Raw genomic sequence first — 15,828 nt, 5'->3', positions numbered from 1 at the left:
TGTGGTTATTGGAGCATCGGCTTCAGTTCGGTATAGGCCCACTCGGCCAAAGTGGTTGGCGTTGTGCTGTGGACGGACCTCTCCTGCTCAGGGGTGAAACCGCCAAGGAACCCCGTGGACATACCCACCAATGAGTCAATCTGCTCAGCACTCATCCCGAAGCCAGCCAAAGTACCGCGCATTTCTTCCTCCGGAATACGCTCCACCTCCAAGGGCTTCCCCACGGCCTCGGAAATGATGCCTACAACTTGCTGCCATGAAAGATCGGCTGGTCCATGAACGGCCTGGACGATGCGCCCGCGCCACTCCTCCGACAACAAGCGCCCGGCTGCCACCTCAGCAATATCCCGGGGCGAGACCCAGGCCATGGGCTGGTTGACGGGAAGAAGAACCTGAAGCGCTCCGGCTCGAATCGCGTCCACTTGGTACTCAAGGTTGGTAAAGAAGTAGCCACAGCGCAGGTGGACCACATTGGCATCCGTCGCATTCAAGGCAACCTCGGTGGCGGCCAGTCCGTCGATTTCGCCCATGCCGTGCCGCCTCTCGGCCCCGACGCTGCTCTGGAAAACCACCCTGCCCACGCCGCCCTCAGTGACCGCTCTCGCCGCGCTGGCGGTGGCCAGCTTGTACTCGGCCAGCGGATTATGGCCCGCCGGAGGCGGGTCCACCCAATAAAGGGCATCGACGCCGGATACGGCCCGGACCACAGCGTCGGCGTCGAGCAGGTCAACCTCTGCCACATCTACTTCAGGACGGACATCCGGAGCCAGACGGTCGGGGTCGCGGAGCAGCAGCAGCGGCTTCACTCCGGCCCGGATCAGCATCGGCACTAGATGACGGCCTACGTGGCCGGTTGGTGCTGCTACTGCAATTCGCATCTCCACGCCCCTCCCAGGGTCCTCGTTTCCCAGCGTCCTTGTTTCCCACGGTAGCCAGCATTGCGGTCCATTTCTGTCCGCTAAGTGCGAAGGGCAACCCTGTAGCCGAGTGGAAACCGGGAGTAGGCTGCAGTTATCTGCCGGAGCAATACCCTTCAGTACGCAAAGGAGAGATACCGTGACACTGCCTCCAACCCACGAGCCTGAGCCATTTCCTCCCGATCCCGGACCTGTGCCGCCACCCCCGGATCCCACTACGCCGTTTCCGCCGAGCCCCATTCCGGATCCGAATCCAAGCCCGGGCCCATCGCCGATTCCTGATCCAGGACCTGTTCCGCCGCATCCTGATCCGACTCACTAGCTGGCGCATCCCCTGAAGAGCGTCGCCAGGCGAGGAAAATAATCAGTAGGCTTATGTTTGGTCTCATCGGTTGACCGATGTGAAGGAACAGGAGCTCACCATGACGGCATCCGAGGAAACAGCCAGCGTTTCCGTACGCAAGCCACCCAAGCCCGATCTTTGGAAGGACTCACTGGGCCGGACGGCTGTCCGGGCAAGCCAGATACTGCTCATCTTGGTCCTGACCGTGGTGGCTGTTTTCGGGCTGCTCCAGATCCGGCTGCTTGTCATCCCGGTCCTCATCGCCTTGATTCTGGCCGCGGCCATCGGCCCCTTTGTGAATATGCTGCGACGCCGCGGATGGCGCGGGGGCCTGGCCACCGGCGTCGCCTTCCTGGGCTTGTTGATAGTGCTCGGCGGAGTGATAACTGTCATCGTGTTGTCGGTGCGCAGCCAGTGGGACGAGCTGATCAGTCAGGCAGCAGGTGGGCTGGACGAACTCGAGAACTTCCTGCTGAACGGGCCGCTCCCCCTTGATCGAGAGCAACTGAATCAGGCGCGCGAAGCCGTGGTTGAATTCGCGCAGAGCAGCCAGGTGCGTTCCGGAACAGTGACCGGGTTGTCCGTGGTCACTGAGTTCCTGGCCGGCGCCAGCCTGGTGGTCATCATCCTGTTCTTCTTCCTCAAGGACGGCGCCAAAATCTGGGAGTTCTTCCTGCGCCCCTTCAAAGGCGTGCGGGAAGCGAAGCTCCGCCGTGTTGGCAAGCGGACCATGGAGGTCCTTGGTGGCTACGTCCGTGGAACGGCGATCGTCGCATTAGTGGATACGGTGGCCATCGGCGCGGCCCTACTCATCATGCAGGTTCCGTTGGCCATCCCTTTGGCGATCATCGTGTTCATTGGCGCGTTCATCCCCCTGGTGGGTGCCACGGTGGCCGGAATCCTGGCGGCCTTGGTGGCACTCGTTGCCAACGGACCCATCGTCGCGCTGATCGTAGTGATCGTAGTGATCGCCGTCAACCAACTCGAAGGTGACCTCCTCCAGCCAATCGTCATGGGCAAGTCCCTGGAACTCCACGCGTTGGTCATCCTGATGGCCTTGACGGCAGGCACCATCCTCGCCGGAATCATCGGCGCCGTCCTGGCCGTACCCATCGCGGCCGTCACCTGGGCCATCATTCAAGTCTGGACAGCCGAGGATCCGAACCTGGAACCCATGAATCCGGATTTGCCGCCCGCCAACAGCCAGCCGACGTAAGCCGACTCACTCACTCGATAACAGCCTCTACCCGAGCGCCTTCTTGATGAGCTCGACGATCCGAGCTTCCACCTCAGGGGTCATTTCCGTGACAGCGAAGGACGTGGGCCACATGGCTCCCTCGTCCAGCTTCGCGTTCTCTTCAAAGCCGAGCGTGGCATAGCGCGCCTTGAACTTATGGGAACTCTGGAAGAACACGATGTTCTTCCCGTCCCTGGCATAGGCCGGCATGCCGTACCAGGTTTTAGGGGTGAGCTCTGGTGCGTGCTCCTTGACGATCGCGTGGAGTCGCTCGGCTATGAGCTTGTCCGACTCGGGCATCTCAGCGATCTTGGCCATGACATCAGCCTCGCCGTCCGCTGTGGACGTCTTCTTGCGGGGTGCCTTCTTGAGTTCCTGCGCGCGCTCCTTCATTGCGGCGCGCTCCTCTTCCGTGAAGCCGTCGTAGGACTTTTCCTTGGTGCCCGGCTTGCCTGAATCCGTCATGGTGTCCGCTCCGCTTGGTCTGTGAACTGATACTCCTAACGGTAGGCTGCCCGCGGATCTGTGGCTTCTCCGAAACTGCTCGATTGGCCTGCCTGGTTGGCATGCTTGGTTGGCCTGCGGGAGTCTTGAGGTTTTCCTGAGGAAGTGCTGCGGGTATGCAGGATTTGTTCTTGATCCGGGCCCGGCACAGTAGTTCTTGTCAGCCAGAGAGGCTGAAAGAAACGGCCGGCCGGAAACGCGGTGGCCTCCCGAAAGGAAACTGATCCCCATGGCCATCAGCCTCAAAACCACCTCCGGCAAGATCCTCGCTTCGGTCGCACTGGTCGGCACCGCAGCCGCCGTCGCCGGCATGGGCACCTACGGCGCGTTCACTTCCTCCACCTCAGCCTCCCAGGCCGTCACCGCAGGAACCGTCACCATCGCCCTGGGCGCACCCGGACCGGCCAACACCCTCAACGTCCCCGTCGCAGGCCTGCTGCCCGGCGACAAGGTCGAAAAACTCGTCACCCTGGCCAACACCGGCAACTCGGACCTGAACAACGTCACCCTCACCACCTCCGCCGGCGCCACCGGCTCCCTGCTCACCACCGACGCCACCAACGGCCTGCAACTGACCATCGAAAACTGCTCCGTTGCCTGGACCGGCGCCACCGCACCCTACAACTGCACCGGCACTCGCAGCACGGTCCTGGCCTCCGGCCCCGTGATCGCAGCGAACAAAGCCCTGGCCAACCTCACTTCCCTGACCTCGGCCAAGACCGACAACCTCAAAGTCACCACCGCGTTCCCCACCACCGCGAACAACGACTTCCAAGGCGCCACCTCCACCATCGCCTTCGCCTTCACCGGCACCCAACGCACCGAAACCACCAAGTAAGCAACACCACCTACCCCGCCGGGTCTGACCGGTTCCTTTCCCCCCAGCCCGATCAGGCCCGGCGAGTATCACGTCAAGCACTGCCACTTCACCAGAACGGAGAACCATCACCATGACACCGCGGAACAGTTTCCTCCGTGCCTTGGTGATCGTCGCCGTCGTAATTCTTGGTCTGATAGCAGGGCCTACGGCCGCTGTGGCTGCCTTCACGGACAGCGAGCGCGCTACCCCACAGTTCTCAGCCGCAATCATTCCCGCTCCGGCTACCGCAAACGTGACCATGCGGTGCACCTTCGGCCTGCAAACAGTGGTCACCGTGAATTCTTACGGAGCGGTGGCGAATGCCAACTACTACGAGGTGAAGGTCTATGACCGCTCAGGCAACCTCGAGTTCACCGGTGACCTCAGCCAGGCCGCGGGAAGAACGTACAGTTCCGGCATCGAGATCATTGGCACCTGGAGCTACGAAGTCCGCGGCTATTACAAGGTTCCCGGCTCCAACAATTCCTGGACCGGTAAGCCCCTCAAAGGCACCATGACCTGCTGAACGGTTGGGCGGCTTAGGAGAAACGGCTCGGCCTGAACGTAGCCAGCATCGGGTGCGTTTCGCCGCTCAGGATCTCACCGGACAACAATTCGCCGGCGATGAGGCCCAGCGTGGCGCCCGAGTGGGTGAAGGCCACGAAGCAGCCCGGCACTTGGCCGAGTTCACCGAAGACCGGTTCGCCGTCGCCGGGGATGGGCTTGTAGCCGATCTTCCAGGACGCCGGCTTGAGTTCGGGATTCCCCGCAATGAGCTTGGATGACTCGTCCGCCAGCTCCTGGACAACGTCATCCGGGATGGTGAAAGTACCGTCGGCGTGCTCCGTAATGCTCTCTTCGTACCAGTCGTGATCCAAGGCAAAAGTGTTGCCCGGATTCGGACGAACAGCTGCCCGCGGAGTATTCATCACTGTGGTGACCTGGTGCTCCACAGGCTTGGTGACCACCAGCATGGAAACCGGTGAACCGTTGGGGATTTCCACACCCAGAGGCTTGACGACGGCGGGGGTCGCCGCGCCGCAGGCAACCAGCACGGCGTCAGCGGGGTACGTTTCACCGCCGGTGGTTTCGACGCCGGTGGCCCGTCCGCCGTCGACCTTCACTGAGGCCTTGCCGGCGTTAAGGACCAGCTGGCCGCCCAAGGCGTGGAATTCCTCCATCAGGAAGTTCACCAGGTCCGGGAGGCTGACCCATCCTTCGCCGGGGTTGAAGATGGCGTTCTCCGGGACTGCGCTGGAATCGATGCCGGGCGTCACCGAGGCGATCTCTTCAGGAGCCAGCAGCTTGGAGTCGTAGCCGATGGACTTCTCATAGGCGTGGCGGGCTTGGGTGACATCGCCCTGGCCGGCGGCGTTCCACATGAGTCCGCCCCCGAACTGCAGCCATTCACGGTTGGGGTCCGCGGCGAAGAGTGTACGGTAACGATCGACGCCGGCCACGCGCAGCTGGTGGTATGGCGTGGAGCGCTCGCCCGCCGAGTTGAGCCAGGACAGCGAGCGGCCGGTGGCTTCGCTTGCCAGGCCCTGCTCAGTCAGGAGGGTGACCGAAGCACCTTGGCGGAGCAGGTGGACGGCGGTGGATACGCCCAGGATGCCGCCTCCGATGACGGCAACGTGCTTGGTGGAGGACATGGGTGATCTCTCTTTCGGTTTCTAAGGTGTGAAACGTGCTTAGGCGAAGGCGTGGATTTTTTCGATGACTTTGAGGGTTTCCAGCGCTTCGGCCGGCTGCACAGGTAGTGCTCCTTGCCCACGGAGTGCGGCGGCGAGTTCCCTGTAGAACTGCGGGTAGTCGCCCTTTTCCGCCGGGACGGGCGTGGCTGATCCGTCTACTCCGAGCAGCCCCCAGGACTCCTGGGGTTCCTCGCCGTAGGAGGCGTCCGACGGCGTGATGCCGGCTGCGAGTGCGGGTTCCTGGCTGTCGAGTCCCCACTTGGTATAGCCGGCTTTGGAGCCGAGCACGTGGAAGCGCGGGCCAACTTGGGCGGCCATTCCGTTCATCCACAGCCGTGTCCGGACGCCCGACTCGTGACGCAGGGACACGAAGGCTTCGGTGTCCGCTGCCTCCGGGTGCGGGCCATGGTTGGTGGTCTCCCCGTAGCTCTCCTCCACAGGGCCGAACAGCTGGATGGCTTGATCAATCAGGTGGGCACCAAGATCGTGGAGGATGCCGCCGCCTTCAGCCAACGTGGCTGAATCGCGCCAGTTCCCAAAACCCTCCGGCCGCCACCACTCAAAGCGCGACTCGAACGTCCGCACCTCACCCAAGGCGCCTTCCCGCAGAAGTTTCCGCAGCGTCAGGAAGTCGGCATCCCACCGGCGGTTCTGGAACACCGTGAGCTGCACACCGGCGTCGGACGCGCGGGCTGCCAACTCCTCACCGTGGGCAACCGTGGTGACGAAAGGCTTGTCCACCACAACATTGAGCCCGTGGGCGATTGCTGTGGCACCGAGTTCACGATGCGTGAGCGGCGGCGTTCCCAGGACCACCAGGTCAAGGTGATCCGCCAGGGCGAACATATCCTCCGGCGTAGGCACAATCCGCGCCTGCGGGTAGAGGCGGGCAGCCTCAGCGGCGCGTTCCGGGTCCGCCGTCACGATGACGTCCAGGGAGTAGTCCGGGTCCGCGTGAATCAGCGGCGCATGGAACACCTTGCCCGAGACGCCAAACCCGACGACGGCGGTCCGGATGGGTGCCGCTGCTGACCTGCCCTCCACAGGCGTCCCGCCCATCACAGGACTTCCGAGAGGAAGCGCTGCAGGCGTTCGCTGCGCGGGTTGTCGAAGAGCTCAGTGGGGGTTCCGATCTCCACCACTTCGCCTTCATCCATGAACACCACTTGGTCCGCCACTTTCCGGGCAAAGCCCATCTCGTGGGTGACCACCAGCATGGTCATTCCGCGGCGTCCGAGGCCGGCCATGAGGTTGAGGACACCCTTGACGAGCTCTGGATCCAGGGCGCTGGTAGCTTCGTCGAAGAGCATGACCTCGGGCTCCATGGCCAGTGCCCGGGCGATGGCCACACGTTGCTGCTGTCCGCCGGAGAGGTCCCGTGGCCGGTGGTCGGCGCGTTCGGCGAGGCCCACTTCGGCGAGGCGGCGCCGGGCACGTTCCCTGGCCTCAGACTTGGACATTCCCTTGACGCTCCAGAGGGCCAGCGCCACATTTTCCAAGGCGGTATGGTCCGGGAACAGGTTGAAGTGCTGGAACACCATCCCGATGCGGGCCCGGAGGATATCCGGCTTGACCTTCAGGGCACTTTCGCCGGCCAGGAGCACGTCCCCGCTCTTGGGCTCATGCAGCCGATTGACGCCGCGCAGGAGTGTGGACTTGCCCGAACCCGAGGGGCCGATGATGCACGTGGTGGTTCCCGGTGCAACGTTGAGGCTGATATTGCGGAGCACTTCAACATCCCCGTAGGCCATGGTCAGGTTCTGCAGTTCCAAGCTGGAGCCGTGGAACTTTTCAATGTCCTGGCTTGGCTGGTTGGTGCTCGGCTGGTTGGTGCTGGTAGCGCTGCTGCTGCTTGTGAGGTTCACGTGTTGCTCCCGGTGATGAGCGGCGAGGCCGCATCGAGTTCCTTGACTTCCTTCAGCCCACTGGTAGGTGCCGTGGGACGACGGCGGCCGGTGCGGAACTTGTTGTCGAAATAGTTGACCAAGTGGGTCAGCGGCACGGTGATGATCAGGTAGAAGACGCCTGCCATGACCAGCGGCGACAGGTTGCCGGACAGTACTGCTGCGTCCTGGCCTACCCGGAACAGTTCACGCTCACTGACCAACAAGCCCAGGAAGTAGACCAATGACGAGTCCTTGACGATGGCAATGAACTGGTTCACCAAGGCCGGCAAAACCCTGCGAATCCCCTGCGGCACCACCACCAGGGCCATGGACTTGGAGTAGCTCATGCCCAATGCGCGGCAAGCCTCCCCCTGGCCCTTGTCGACGCTCTGGATGCCGGCCCGGAAGATTTCTCCGATGTAAGCGCTGGCGATGAGGCTCAGGGCGATGATTCCCAACGGATAGGGAGAGGGCCCGAAGACCGACTGGCTCAACCTCGCAAAACCCTGGCCGATCAGCAGGATGGTGAGGATGGCGGGCAGGCCACGGAACAGGTCCGTATAGATCCTTGCCGGGATGCGCAGCCATTTGGACCGCGAGATTCCCATGACCGCCACCACCATGCCCATCACTACGCCGAGGATGGTTGCTGCGATGGAGATGATCAGGGTGTTGAGGAGGCCAACTCCGAGGAGCTGGGGCAGCACTTCGACCATGGCGTCAAAGTCGAAGAACGTGCGGCTGATGGTATTGAGCCAATCCATTGAATGCTCTCAGACGTTAGGTGTTGGGATGCTTACTTGCTGGCTGTAGGTGCCGGGCTGGAGGTCTGCTCGGCCTTGGGGAGGTACTGCTCCGGCATCGGTGAGCCCGGGAACCACTTTTCGTAGAGCTTCTTCCACGTGCCGTCCTCCATTGCCTCGGCCAGGCCCTTGTTCAAGGCTTCCTTGAAGGCGGGCTTGTCCTTGGCGATGGCGAAGCCGGCCGGGGCATCGAAGGACGGAATGTCCGCGGCACTTACCAGTCCGAACTGCTCCTGGTACTCCTTGGCGGCCTCGTAGTCCAGGAAGTGGGCGTCCACGGAACCGCTGTTGACTGCTGAGATGGCGGTGTTGTTGTCCGGGAAGCGGACCAGCTGCGCCGAGGTGAAGTTCTTCACGGCATAGGCTTCCTGCAGGGTGCCCTGGACTACGCCCAGGCGCTTGCCGTTGAGGCCGTCGGCGTCATTGATGCCGGAGTTCTTGGTGGTGATGACCGTCAGGTATCCGGCGAGGTACCCGTCGGAGAAGTCCACGGTTTCCTTGCGCTTGTCCGTGATACCGATAGCTGCCACACCGACGTCGAACTGGCCGTTGGCCACGGCCGCCAGGAGGCCGGAGAAGTCCTGTCCGGTGAAGACCACCTTGTCCACACCGGCGCGATGGGCCACATCCTTGAAGAGTTCCACGTCGAAGCCGGTGAAGTTACCTGAGGCGTCCGTGAAGGTGTAGGGCTTGGAGTCGCCGAGGCTGGCCACCCGAATGGTTCCGGATTCGATCAGGCCGTAGGGGTTGTCGGCGGATGGTGATGAGCTGGCGGACGATCCACCACAGCCGGAGAGGGCAAGAAGGGCCGCCAAGGCTGCTGCTGCGAGCGCTGCCGGGCGGAAGTTCAGTTTGATCACAGCGTTGTCCAATCGTGGGAGGGAAAGCGGTGCTGTCAGGAGCCGCTGGAAGTTATTACTCGATGTTGGGTCTTGTTGAGTCCGGTCTCAGCCCCTAGGATTGAGACCGGACTCACATCGATTGATTAGAAATGTAGCGGAAGTCACAAAGCCGCGTCAACACCCCTCGTGAAAGGTGAACATGAGCACTGACGGATCCCGACGGCGGGACGTAACGGTTGCCGACGTCGCCAAAGCCGCAAAAGTGTCCAAAGCACAAGCCGCCCGCGCACTGGGCAATTACGGTGCGGTCAGCGATGACGTGCGCGAGCGCGTCCTCGCCGCAGCCGAAGAGCTCGAATACCGGCCCAACGAGCTTGCGCGCAGCATGAACACGGGCAAATCCAACACCATCGGCGTGGTGGTGGGCGACATTGAAAACCCCCACTTCGGGCTCGCGATGCGGGGTATCACGGATACCGCAAAAAAGAGCGGCTACAACGTCATCCTCATCAACACGGACGAGGAACGGGCTGCCGAAGTGGACGCCGTCCGCGTGCTGCTGGACAAGCGCGTGGACGGGCTCATTGTGGCCCCTGCTTCTTCCGTGGAAACCTCGCATCTGCAACAGGTCCGCGAGTCCGGCCGGCCCCTGGTACTACTGGACCGCGCCGCTGCCGGGGTTGATGTGGAGACCTTTGCGGTGGACATGGGAAGCATTTCCTACGAGTCCACTGCGCACTTGATCGAAGCTGGGCACCGCCGGATTGCCTTTGTCTCCACGGTCCGCACCGAAGTCCCCTATTTTCCCGGGATGACACTGGACTCCTCGCAGATCTCAGACCGCCTTGACGGAATCCACCGCGCTTTCGACGACGCGGGCCTTCCCTACCCCACGGACCTGATCCGGCTCAATGCCGGCGACGCCGATTCCATCAGGAGCATCACTCAAGACCTGTTGCGCGGGCCTGACGCCGCCACGGCCATCATCGCCTCCGACGGTCTGATCGCCTTGAGCGTTGTGGAAGCAATCCAAAAGTCGGGGCTATCCATACCGGATGACGTCTCATTCCTGATGTACGACGATTTCGCTTGGACCCGGCTCACCACTCCCCCGCTCACCGTGATAGCTCAGCCCGTCTACGACATGGGAATCGCCGCGGCCTCGGCACTGATCCGGCGGATCGAGGGTAGAAAAGCGACAGGACCCGGCCCGGAGTTGGTGGCGACTTTGACTCACCGCGGATCCGTCGGAGCGCCCAGGAACGCCCACTTGACTAGACAACCTGACGCCGGGATTCGAGCAAGGAACAGCATCACGCTGGGTTGAGGTCACCAAATGGTCAACCTGTCATGACAAGTCAGCCACTGTCCATTAGCCGGCAATTCATCGGAGGTACCTACATTCTGAGGGTCTACGCATCCCTTGAGTGAAAGGTTCCATCATGACTTCCCCCAGCCGCCGCTCTGCCATCGCAGCATCTATCGCAGGGTTGGCCACCATGGGCGCCACCGCCGTCGCCGCTTCTCCAGCGCAGGCAACCGGAAACGGACACGGCAGCAACCGGCCCTCCGGCAAGCCCACTGTCTTCACCGTCATCAGCGATATCCAGGGAGATCTGGGCGACTTTGACCTGGCGCTCAAGGACATTGAACAAACCAATCCCAGCAGACGAAGCGCGGGCTTGGTGGTGAATGGCGATATCACCCCACGGGGCTACGACTTTGAGTACGAGGCAGTGCGCAAGGTACTGGATGCCAACACCCACGCCGCCAACGTGCAATGGGCCATCGGCAACCACGAGTTTTATGTTCCCAAGTACTCCAACCCCGCCACGCTTGCCCAAGCCACGTGGCCCAACGGAACCACGGAAGCGTCCCTCTTCCAGAGCTTCTTCACCTTCACCGGACGGGACAAGGTGTACACCGAGATCGACCTTGGCGGTGTCCCCGGCCTGATCCTGGGCACGGAAAAGTACATGCACTACCACGACACAACGCTCTGGGACGAGGTGTGGCTCAGCGAGGAACAGATCGTCTGGTTCGAGCAGCGTCTGGCCTACTGGGACCGTAGGAACCAGCCCGTCATGGTGTTCACCCACCACCCGTTCCCGGACACCGTCTCCGGAACCCGCAACAACCTGTACAAGAAGGATTACCTGCAGGTGGACCGGCTGCTGGGCATTCTTGGCAAGTACAAGAACGTCTTCGTCTTCACGGCCCACACCCACTGGGCGCTTCAGCTGGCTGACTGGGAAGTCCGCCGGACAGTTCCCGGCACCGGCAACCTCCAGGGCTTCCAGGTCATCAATACCGGTGCTGTTCAGACGCTCTGGGAGGACAACGGTGCAGGCGGCGAGCGCGCCCTCGATGGCCGCGAAGCCAGCGGACTGCAAGTAGAGGTCTACAACGACTGCGTGGTGGTCAAGGCCCGCGACTACCGCCGGGGTGAATGGATCAAGGAAGTCCAGATCCCGCTGTTCTAGCGGATCCCGCACCCCCAACCGTTCCCGCCCGGTTAACCTTCCTGCCATCCCGCTTCCCTACTGTGATCCCGCTGGGGGATCGGAATCAACAGAGGGAAGACGTTAATGTGCACGGCAGAAGAAGAAACCACCACCCACAGCCGGAGTGTAAAGCTGGCCGATGCTGAGCTGAAGACCATGGGGCTAAGCCGACGGCGTATCCTTCAGTCTGCCGGCATCCTGGCCGCCGGCACTGCCGCTTCGGCAGCGATGGCGCGGCCCGCGGTGGCGAACCCGGGCGGGAACGACCCCCAACTGAAATGGCTGGTGGGCGATCACCACGTTCACACCCAGTACAGCCATGATGCGAAGTACATGATCAAGCAGCAGCTGGACACCGCCCAGGCCTACGGCGTTGACTGGGTAGCCCTGACCGAGCACAGCAATTTCGGCCACGCCAACAACGGCGGCGCCGTCAACGCCAACAAGGAGATCAAGGCCCAGCGGGCTGCTCGCCCTGACCTGCTGATCTTCCAAGGCCTCGAGTGGTACATCCCTGGCGCAGAGCATGCCTCGGTCCTTGTTGCTCCGGGCCCCAACGAAGTGAACCTCTTGCGCACCTTCGAGTTGGTGTGGGACGGGAAGCTGAACCAGTGGGAGAAGCCAACCGCCGGAACGGCCCAAGTGGAAACGTTCGAGCGCAAGGCTGTGGAAGCCATCGCTTGGTTGGCCAACCAGCGACGCTCCGGCTACATCGACGACGTCGTGGCCCTGGCAAACCACCCCATGCGGCTGGGCATCGATTCCCCGCACGAACTGCGCGCATGGCGTGACGCCGCCCGTGAGGTGATGATCGGCATGGAAGGTGCGCCCGGCGCACAAGGATCCGGCATCAGCCAATTCGCCAGGGCCGGCGACCAACGCGGCGAATACACCAATAACCCCACCCAATACAGTTTCCCGGGCTACCCGGCGGATGCCTTCCGGCCCTACGGCGGCTTCGACTGGGCCACCGCAACCGTGGGCGGTGTGTGGGACTCCATGCTCGCCGAAGGCCTGCCGTTCTGGATCACGTCCAATTCGGACAATCACCTCACGGTCAAGGACACCTGGAAAACCGGCCCCTACCCGGCTGAAGAGCCGTACCTCAGCTTGCCCAACGAGTTCGACCGCTGGTCAGTCACCGGCAAGCGCCCCGACCCGTTCGACACCGGCGAAAAGCAAGGTGGCAGCGACTATTGGCCGGGTCAGTTCAGCCGCCTTCACACCGGCGTCACCAAGCGCTCCTACACCGGCGTTCTGGAAGCTATGCGCAATGGCCGTATGTGGGTGGACCACGGCCACCTTCTCCAGGGCCTCGATGTGCGGGTCCGCGAGGTGCGCGGCAACGGCGCTGGTAACGGCAACGGACGCAACGGCGTCACCTTGGGTTCCCGCCTGCAGGTGAGGCGAGGTGCCGACGTCGAAATTTCCATCACCATAACGACGACGGAATACCGCAACTTCGCGGGCATCATGCCAAAGCTCGCGCACGTAGATGTGATTGGAGGCGCAGTGACGGGTGCCGCTGCGGACCGCGACGCCTTGAAGGCCCCCGAGACCACCGTCTGGAAGCAGATCGATGTGTCCGGGCGCACCGGAACGTTCACCATTAGGCACGTCATCAAGGACGTGCAAAAGTCCTGCTACTTCCGCCTTCGTGGGAGCGATGGAAACCGCCACGGTGCAGGCTACTACGGGGCGTCCGTGGATCCTGCCGGCCCCATCCGTCATGGTGACAACCTCGGCGACGCCGATCCCTGGACGGACACGTGGTTCTACGCCAACCCGGTGTTTATCGACGTCGCGTAGTGGTTACTCCGAGGCCGCGGTGAGGTCGCCTTCCTCGGGATCGTCGGCGGACCGGACCTCGTTCCGGATGACGCCCAGTTCTTCGAGCCGTGCCGACATTCCAGCCCCGTCCGGCGCATAAACCCACGGGACACCGGGCGTGGGCTGGCCGCCGGTCTTTGACCGTCCACCGGCCAGCACCGCTTCACCCGCGGAGAGCTGGCGGATCGCGATTGCCCTGACATTGGCGGGATGACGATGGGCGAACTCGGAGTAGATCGCTTCGTCGTGCTGACCGTCGTCGCCCACCAGCAGCCACTTGATGTTGGGGAATTCCTCCGCGAGGCGTTCCAATGAGGTCCGCTTGTGCTCCTGACCGCTACGGAACCAGCGATCAGGTGTGGGACCCCAGTCGGTCAACAGCTTGGGCCCGGCAGGATAAAGATTGCGGGACAAGAACCGGGACAGCGTTGGTGCCACGTTCCACGCCCCGGTGGACAGATACAGCACTGGAGCGGACGGAGCCGTCCGGGCAATCCGTTCGTACAGCACTGCCATGCCCGGCGTGGGGGTTCTCGCGTGCTCGTTGAGGACAAAAGTGTTCCACGCGGCCAAGAACGGACGCGGCAATGCAGTGACCATCACGGTGTCGTCAATGTCAGAGACGACGCCGAAATCGGCATCGTCCGCGACGATCTCCAAGGGAGCCTCCACGGTTTGGGACTCTCCGGACTGGAGGGAAATGGTGTGCCAGCCAGCATCGAGAGCTACCGGAATACGCGCATCCACCACGCCGCCGCGGTCAGCCCTCACATCAAAAACTGTGCCGGCAATAGTCACGTTCACACGAGCGTGGGCCACTGGCGCACTGGTGAAGTTGCGCCAGCCCCGCATGCTTTCCTGCAACGGATTGGAGTGACCTGCAGCGTCCCGGGGGTCACTGCGGACCACACGCGCAAGGACCCGAACCCAGGATGTGCTCCCATACCCGGTGTACGGGATGACGGTTTCCACCCGGCCACGCCGGATCGCGAGACGCGTCTGAAAACCGAGCCACGCGTCGTCGAGCCTCATGGCGAGGTGACGGCGCCCCTTACTCAGCGGCGTGGGGCCTCCGTTGTCAACGGCGTCGGACTGGGGGCGCGGTTTCTTGGGACGGGAAGACATGCGTCCAGTCTTCCACGGCCCGGCCTCCTACCGCAGTGAGCCCATCCACTTCATCAAGGAGGGCAAGGCGTCCAGGGCCACCGTCCCGTGAGTGGCGTCCGGCAGGACATGGGACTCGACGGCGGTCCCGGCCTGCGTTTGGGAGGCGACGAACGCGGCCGTAATTTCGGGGCGGACCAGCGTGTCTTTCGCCCCCTGGGCCACGAACAGGGGCACGGGCAGTGGGGCCTCATCAGGGGTGTTCTCCGTAAGAAGTTCGCTCCACCCAGGAATCTTGGTGGGGTCCCCCAGAACGAAGGAGCCGATCAGGGGGTTCGCGATGGTATGAAGTTCACTGTTTTGGCCCAACAGGCAAAGTTTGGCCATGCCGGGCGCGGCGGATGCACCGGCAGGGGTGAGGACCGTGGTCAGGGGATCGGCGGGGAGCCGGGACGAATAAGCCTCCGCGTAAGAGGTGAAGGCATACGCACCAATGGTCACCCCTGAGACATCCCCTATGTCCGCGCTGAGCAACGCACCAAGGTTGGTGGCCGGGGCCGCAACCGCGACGCCGGCGATGGTCAATTCGGGCGCATAGTCCGCCGCCCGCTGGGCAGCGAAAATGGACGCATGCCCACCCTGGGAATGGCCCCACAGGACTACACGGTCACCGGCACCTATGCCCTCAACCAGCCGCGCCGCCCGGGCAATATCCAGGACGTTGGCCGCCTCCGTCGCCCCAATAAGAAACGACGGCGGGCCCGCAATACCCATCCCGGCATAATCTGTAGCAACCACCACGTGGCCCGCGGCGAGCAGGTCTGAAAGTCCTTCGATGAACACGAACGGTGCGATTCCGCTGGAGGGCGCGCACCTCGGTGCTGTACCCGTGGTGGGATGCGCCCACGACACCACCGTGCGGCTTCCATCGGCGGCAGGTGCTGCAGGAGCGATGACGAGTCCCGAAACCAGAGTGTCCTTACCGTCCACATCGGTGGAGTGATACAAAACCCGCCATGCTTTGGCTCCGCCCGGCGCACCCACCACAGGTTCCTGCCGGACGATTGTTCCCGGGGCAGCGGATTCCGGTGCAGGAGTAGGTGCAAGGTAAAACGGTGCCACGGCTGACTCAACGGCGGCGCCCTCCCCCACGCGGACACCGAAGTCGATCAACCGGGCCGCGCCAGGCGCCACCGCTATTGCCGCAATGATGAGCGCGGCCAGAAGAACCCTGCGGACGATGGTCCTTCGGCGCGAGCGCTTGTCCAAGGCGTCCCTCGATTCGGTAGTGGGAGCTGTACCGAG

General features: G+C 62.9%; 15 protein-coding genes. 6 read left to right on the top strand and 9 right to left on the bottom strand.

All coding sequences use genetic code 11. The features are described from left to right. Positions 1–5 precede the first annotated feature (5 nt). Complete coding sequence (locus ACIQH5_RS16105) at positions 6–878, bottom strand: NAD(P)H-binding protein (protein ID WP_400405167.1); 873 nt, start codon at positions 876–878, stop codon at positions 6–8. A gap of 461 nt (positions 879–1,339) precedes the next feature. On the opposite strand from ACIQH5_RS16105, the gene ACIQH5_RS16100 reads away from it, so the two are divergent. Next, positions 1,340–2,476 (top strand): AI-2E family transporter, encoded by a 1,137-nt coding sequence (locus ACIQH5_RS16100; protein WP_400405164.1) that lies wholly within the window; start codon positions 1,340–1,342, stop codon positions 2,474–2,476. Between the two features lie 27 nt (positions 2,477–2,503). Here the strand turns inward: ACIQH5_RS16100 and ACIQH5_RS16095 are convergent, their stop codons facing one another. Beyond that, entirely contained in the window at positions 2,504–2,962 is a 459-nt protein-coding gene (locus ACIQH5_RS16095; protein ID WP_400405161.1) for an iron chaperone, read from the bottom strand. Positions 2,963–3,230: 268 nt separating this feature from the next. Here ACIQH5_RS16095 and ACIQH5_RS16090 point away from each other — a divergent pair, with 268 nt between their 5' ends. Together ACIQH5_RS16090 and ACIQH5_RS16085 are read left to right on the top strand one after the other, a co-directional pair. Continuing rightward, positions 3,231–3,839, top strand: coding sequence for a TasA family protein (locus ACIQH5_RS16090; RefSeq protein WP_344763160.1), 609 nt, complete (start codon positions 3,231–3,233; stop codon positions 3,837–3,839). Positions 3,840–3,951: 112 nt separating this feature from the next. Further along, on the top strand, positions 3,952–4,386 hold the full coding sequence (locus tag ACIQH5_RS16085) for a SipW-dependent-type signal peptide-containing protein (protein ID WP_400405158.1): 435 nt from the start codon (positions 3,952–3,954) through the stop codon (positions 4,384–4,386). A 13-nt stretch (positions 4,387–4,399) separates the two neighbouring features. Here ACIQH5_RS16085 and ACIQH5_RS16080 read toward each other — a convergent pair whose 3' ends face one another. The 5 genes from ACIQH5_RS16080 to ACIQH5_RS16060 are packed head-to-tail and all read right to left on the bottom strand — an operon-like array spanning position 4,400 to position 9,103. Then, the gene (locus ACIQH5_RS16080) at positions 4,400–5,512 is read right to left on the bottom strand and encodes an NAD(P)/FAD-dependent oxidoreductase (protein ID WP_400405155.1); all 1,113 of its coding nucleotides are present in this window, start codon (positions 5,510–5,512) and stop codon (positions 4,400–4,402) included. A gap of 39 nt (positions 5,513–5,551) precedes the next feature. Then, on the bottom strand, positions 5,552–6,613 hold the full coding sequence (locus tag ACIQH5_RS16075) for a Gfo/Idh/MocA family oxidoreductase (protein WP_400405153.1): 1,062 nt from the start codon (positions 6,611–6,613) through the stop codon (positions 5,552–5,554). Then, positions 6,613–7,419 (bottom strand): amino acid ABC transporter ATP-binding protein, encoded by an 807-nt coding sequence (locus tag ACIQH5_RS16070; protein ID WP_400405150.1) that lies wholly within the window; start codon positions 7,417–7,419, stop codon positions 6,613–6,615. Before ACIQH5_RS16070 ends, ACIQH5_RS16075 begins: the two co-directional genes overlap by 1 nt. Then, on the bottom strand, positions 7,416–8,204 hold the full coding sequence (locus ACIQH5_RS16065; RefSeq protein ID WP_400405147.1) for an amino acid ABC transporter permease: 789 nt from the start codon (positions 8,202–8,204) through the stop codon (positions 7,416–7,418). Before ACIQH5_RS16065 ends, ACIQH5_RS16070 begins: the two co-directional genes overlap by 4 nt. Before the next feature lie 32 nt (positions 8,205–8,236). Continuing rightward, on the bottom strand, positions 8,237–9,103 hold the full coding sequence (locus ACIQH5_RS16060; RefSeq protein ID WP_400405144.1) for an ABC transporter substrate-binding protein: 867 nt from the start codon (positions 9,101–9,103) through the stop codon (positions 8,237–8,239). A 181-nt stretch (positions 9,104–9,284) separates the two neighbouring features. Here ACIQH5_RS16060 and ACIQH5_RS16055 point away from each other — a divergent pair, with 181 nt between their 5' ends. The 3 genes from ACIQH5_RS16055 to ACIQH5_RS16045 all read left to right on the top strand — a co-directional run bounded on the left by ACIQH5_RS16055 (position 9,285) and on the right by ACIQH5_RS16045 (position 13,398). Then, positions 9,285–10,412, top strand: a complete 1,128-nt coding sequence (locus ACIQH5_RS16055; RefSeq protein WP_400405141.1) for a LacI family DNA-binding transcriptional regulator — start codon at positions 9,285–9,287, stop codon at positions 10,410–10,412. A 115-nt stretch (positions 10,413–10,527) separates the two neighbouring features. Further along, positions 10,528–11,568 (top strand): metallophosphoesterase family protein, encoded by a 1,041-nt coding sequence (locus ACIQH5_RS16050; protein ID WP_400405138.1) that lies wholly within the window; start codon positions 10,528–10,530, stop codon positions 11,566–11,568. A 105-nt stretch (positions 11,569–11,673) separates the two neighbouring features. Beyond that, positions 11,674–13,398, top strand: a complete 1,725-nt coding sequence (locus tag ACIQH5_RS16045) for a PHP domain-containing protein (RefSeq protein WP_400405135.1) — start codon at positions 11,674–11,676, stop codon at positions 13,396–13,398. Positions 13,399–13,401: 3 nt separating this feature from the next. Here ACIQH5_RS16045 and ACIQH5_RS16040 read toward each other — a convergent pair whose 3' ends face one another. Both ACIQH5_RS16040 and ACIQH5_RS16035 read right to left on the bottom strand, forming a co-directional pair. After that, complete coding sequence (locus ACIQH5_RS16040) at positions 13,402–14,544, bottom strand: App1 family protein (protein ID WP_400405133.1); 1,143 nt, start codon at positions 14,542–14,544, stop codon at positions 13,402–13,404. Between the two features lie 27 nt (positions 14,545–14,571). Beyond that, positions 14,572–15,792 (bottom strand): alpha/beta fold hydrolase, encoded by a 1,221-nt coding sequence (locus tag ACIQH5_RS16035; protein WP_400405130.1) that lies wholly within the window; start codon positions 15,790–15,792, stop codon positions 14,572–14,574. Positions 15,793–15,828 lie beyond the last annotated feature (36 nt).

The sequence above is a fragment of the Paenarthrobacter sp. NPDC091711 genome (assembly GCF_044756605.1).
Lineage (GTDB): Bacteria > Actinomycetota > Actinomycetes > Actinomycetales > Micrococcaceae > Arthrobacter.
This window is presented reverse-complemented; position numbering and strand designations above follow the sequence as displayed.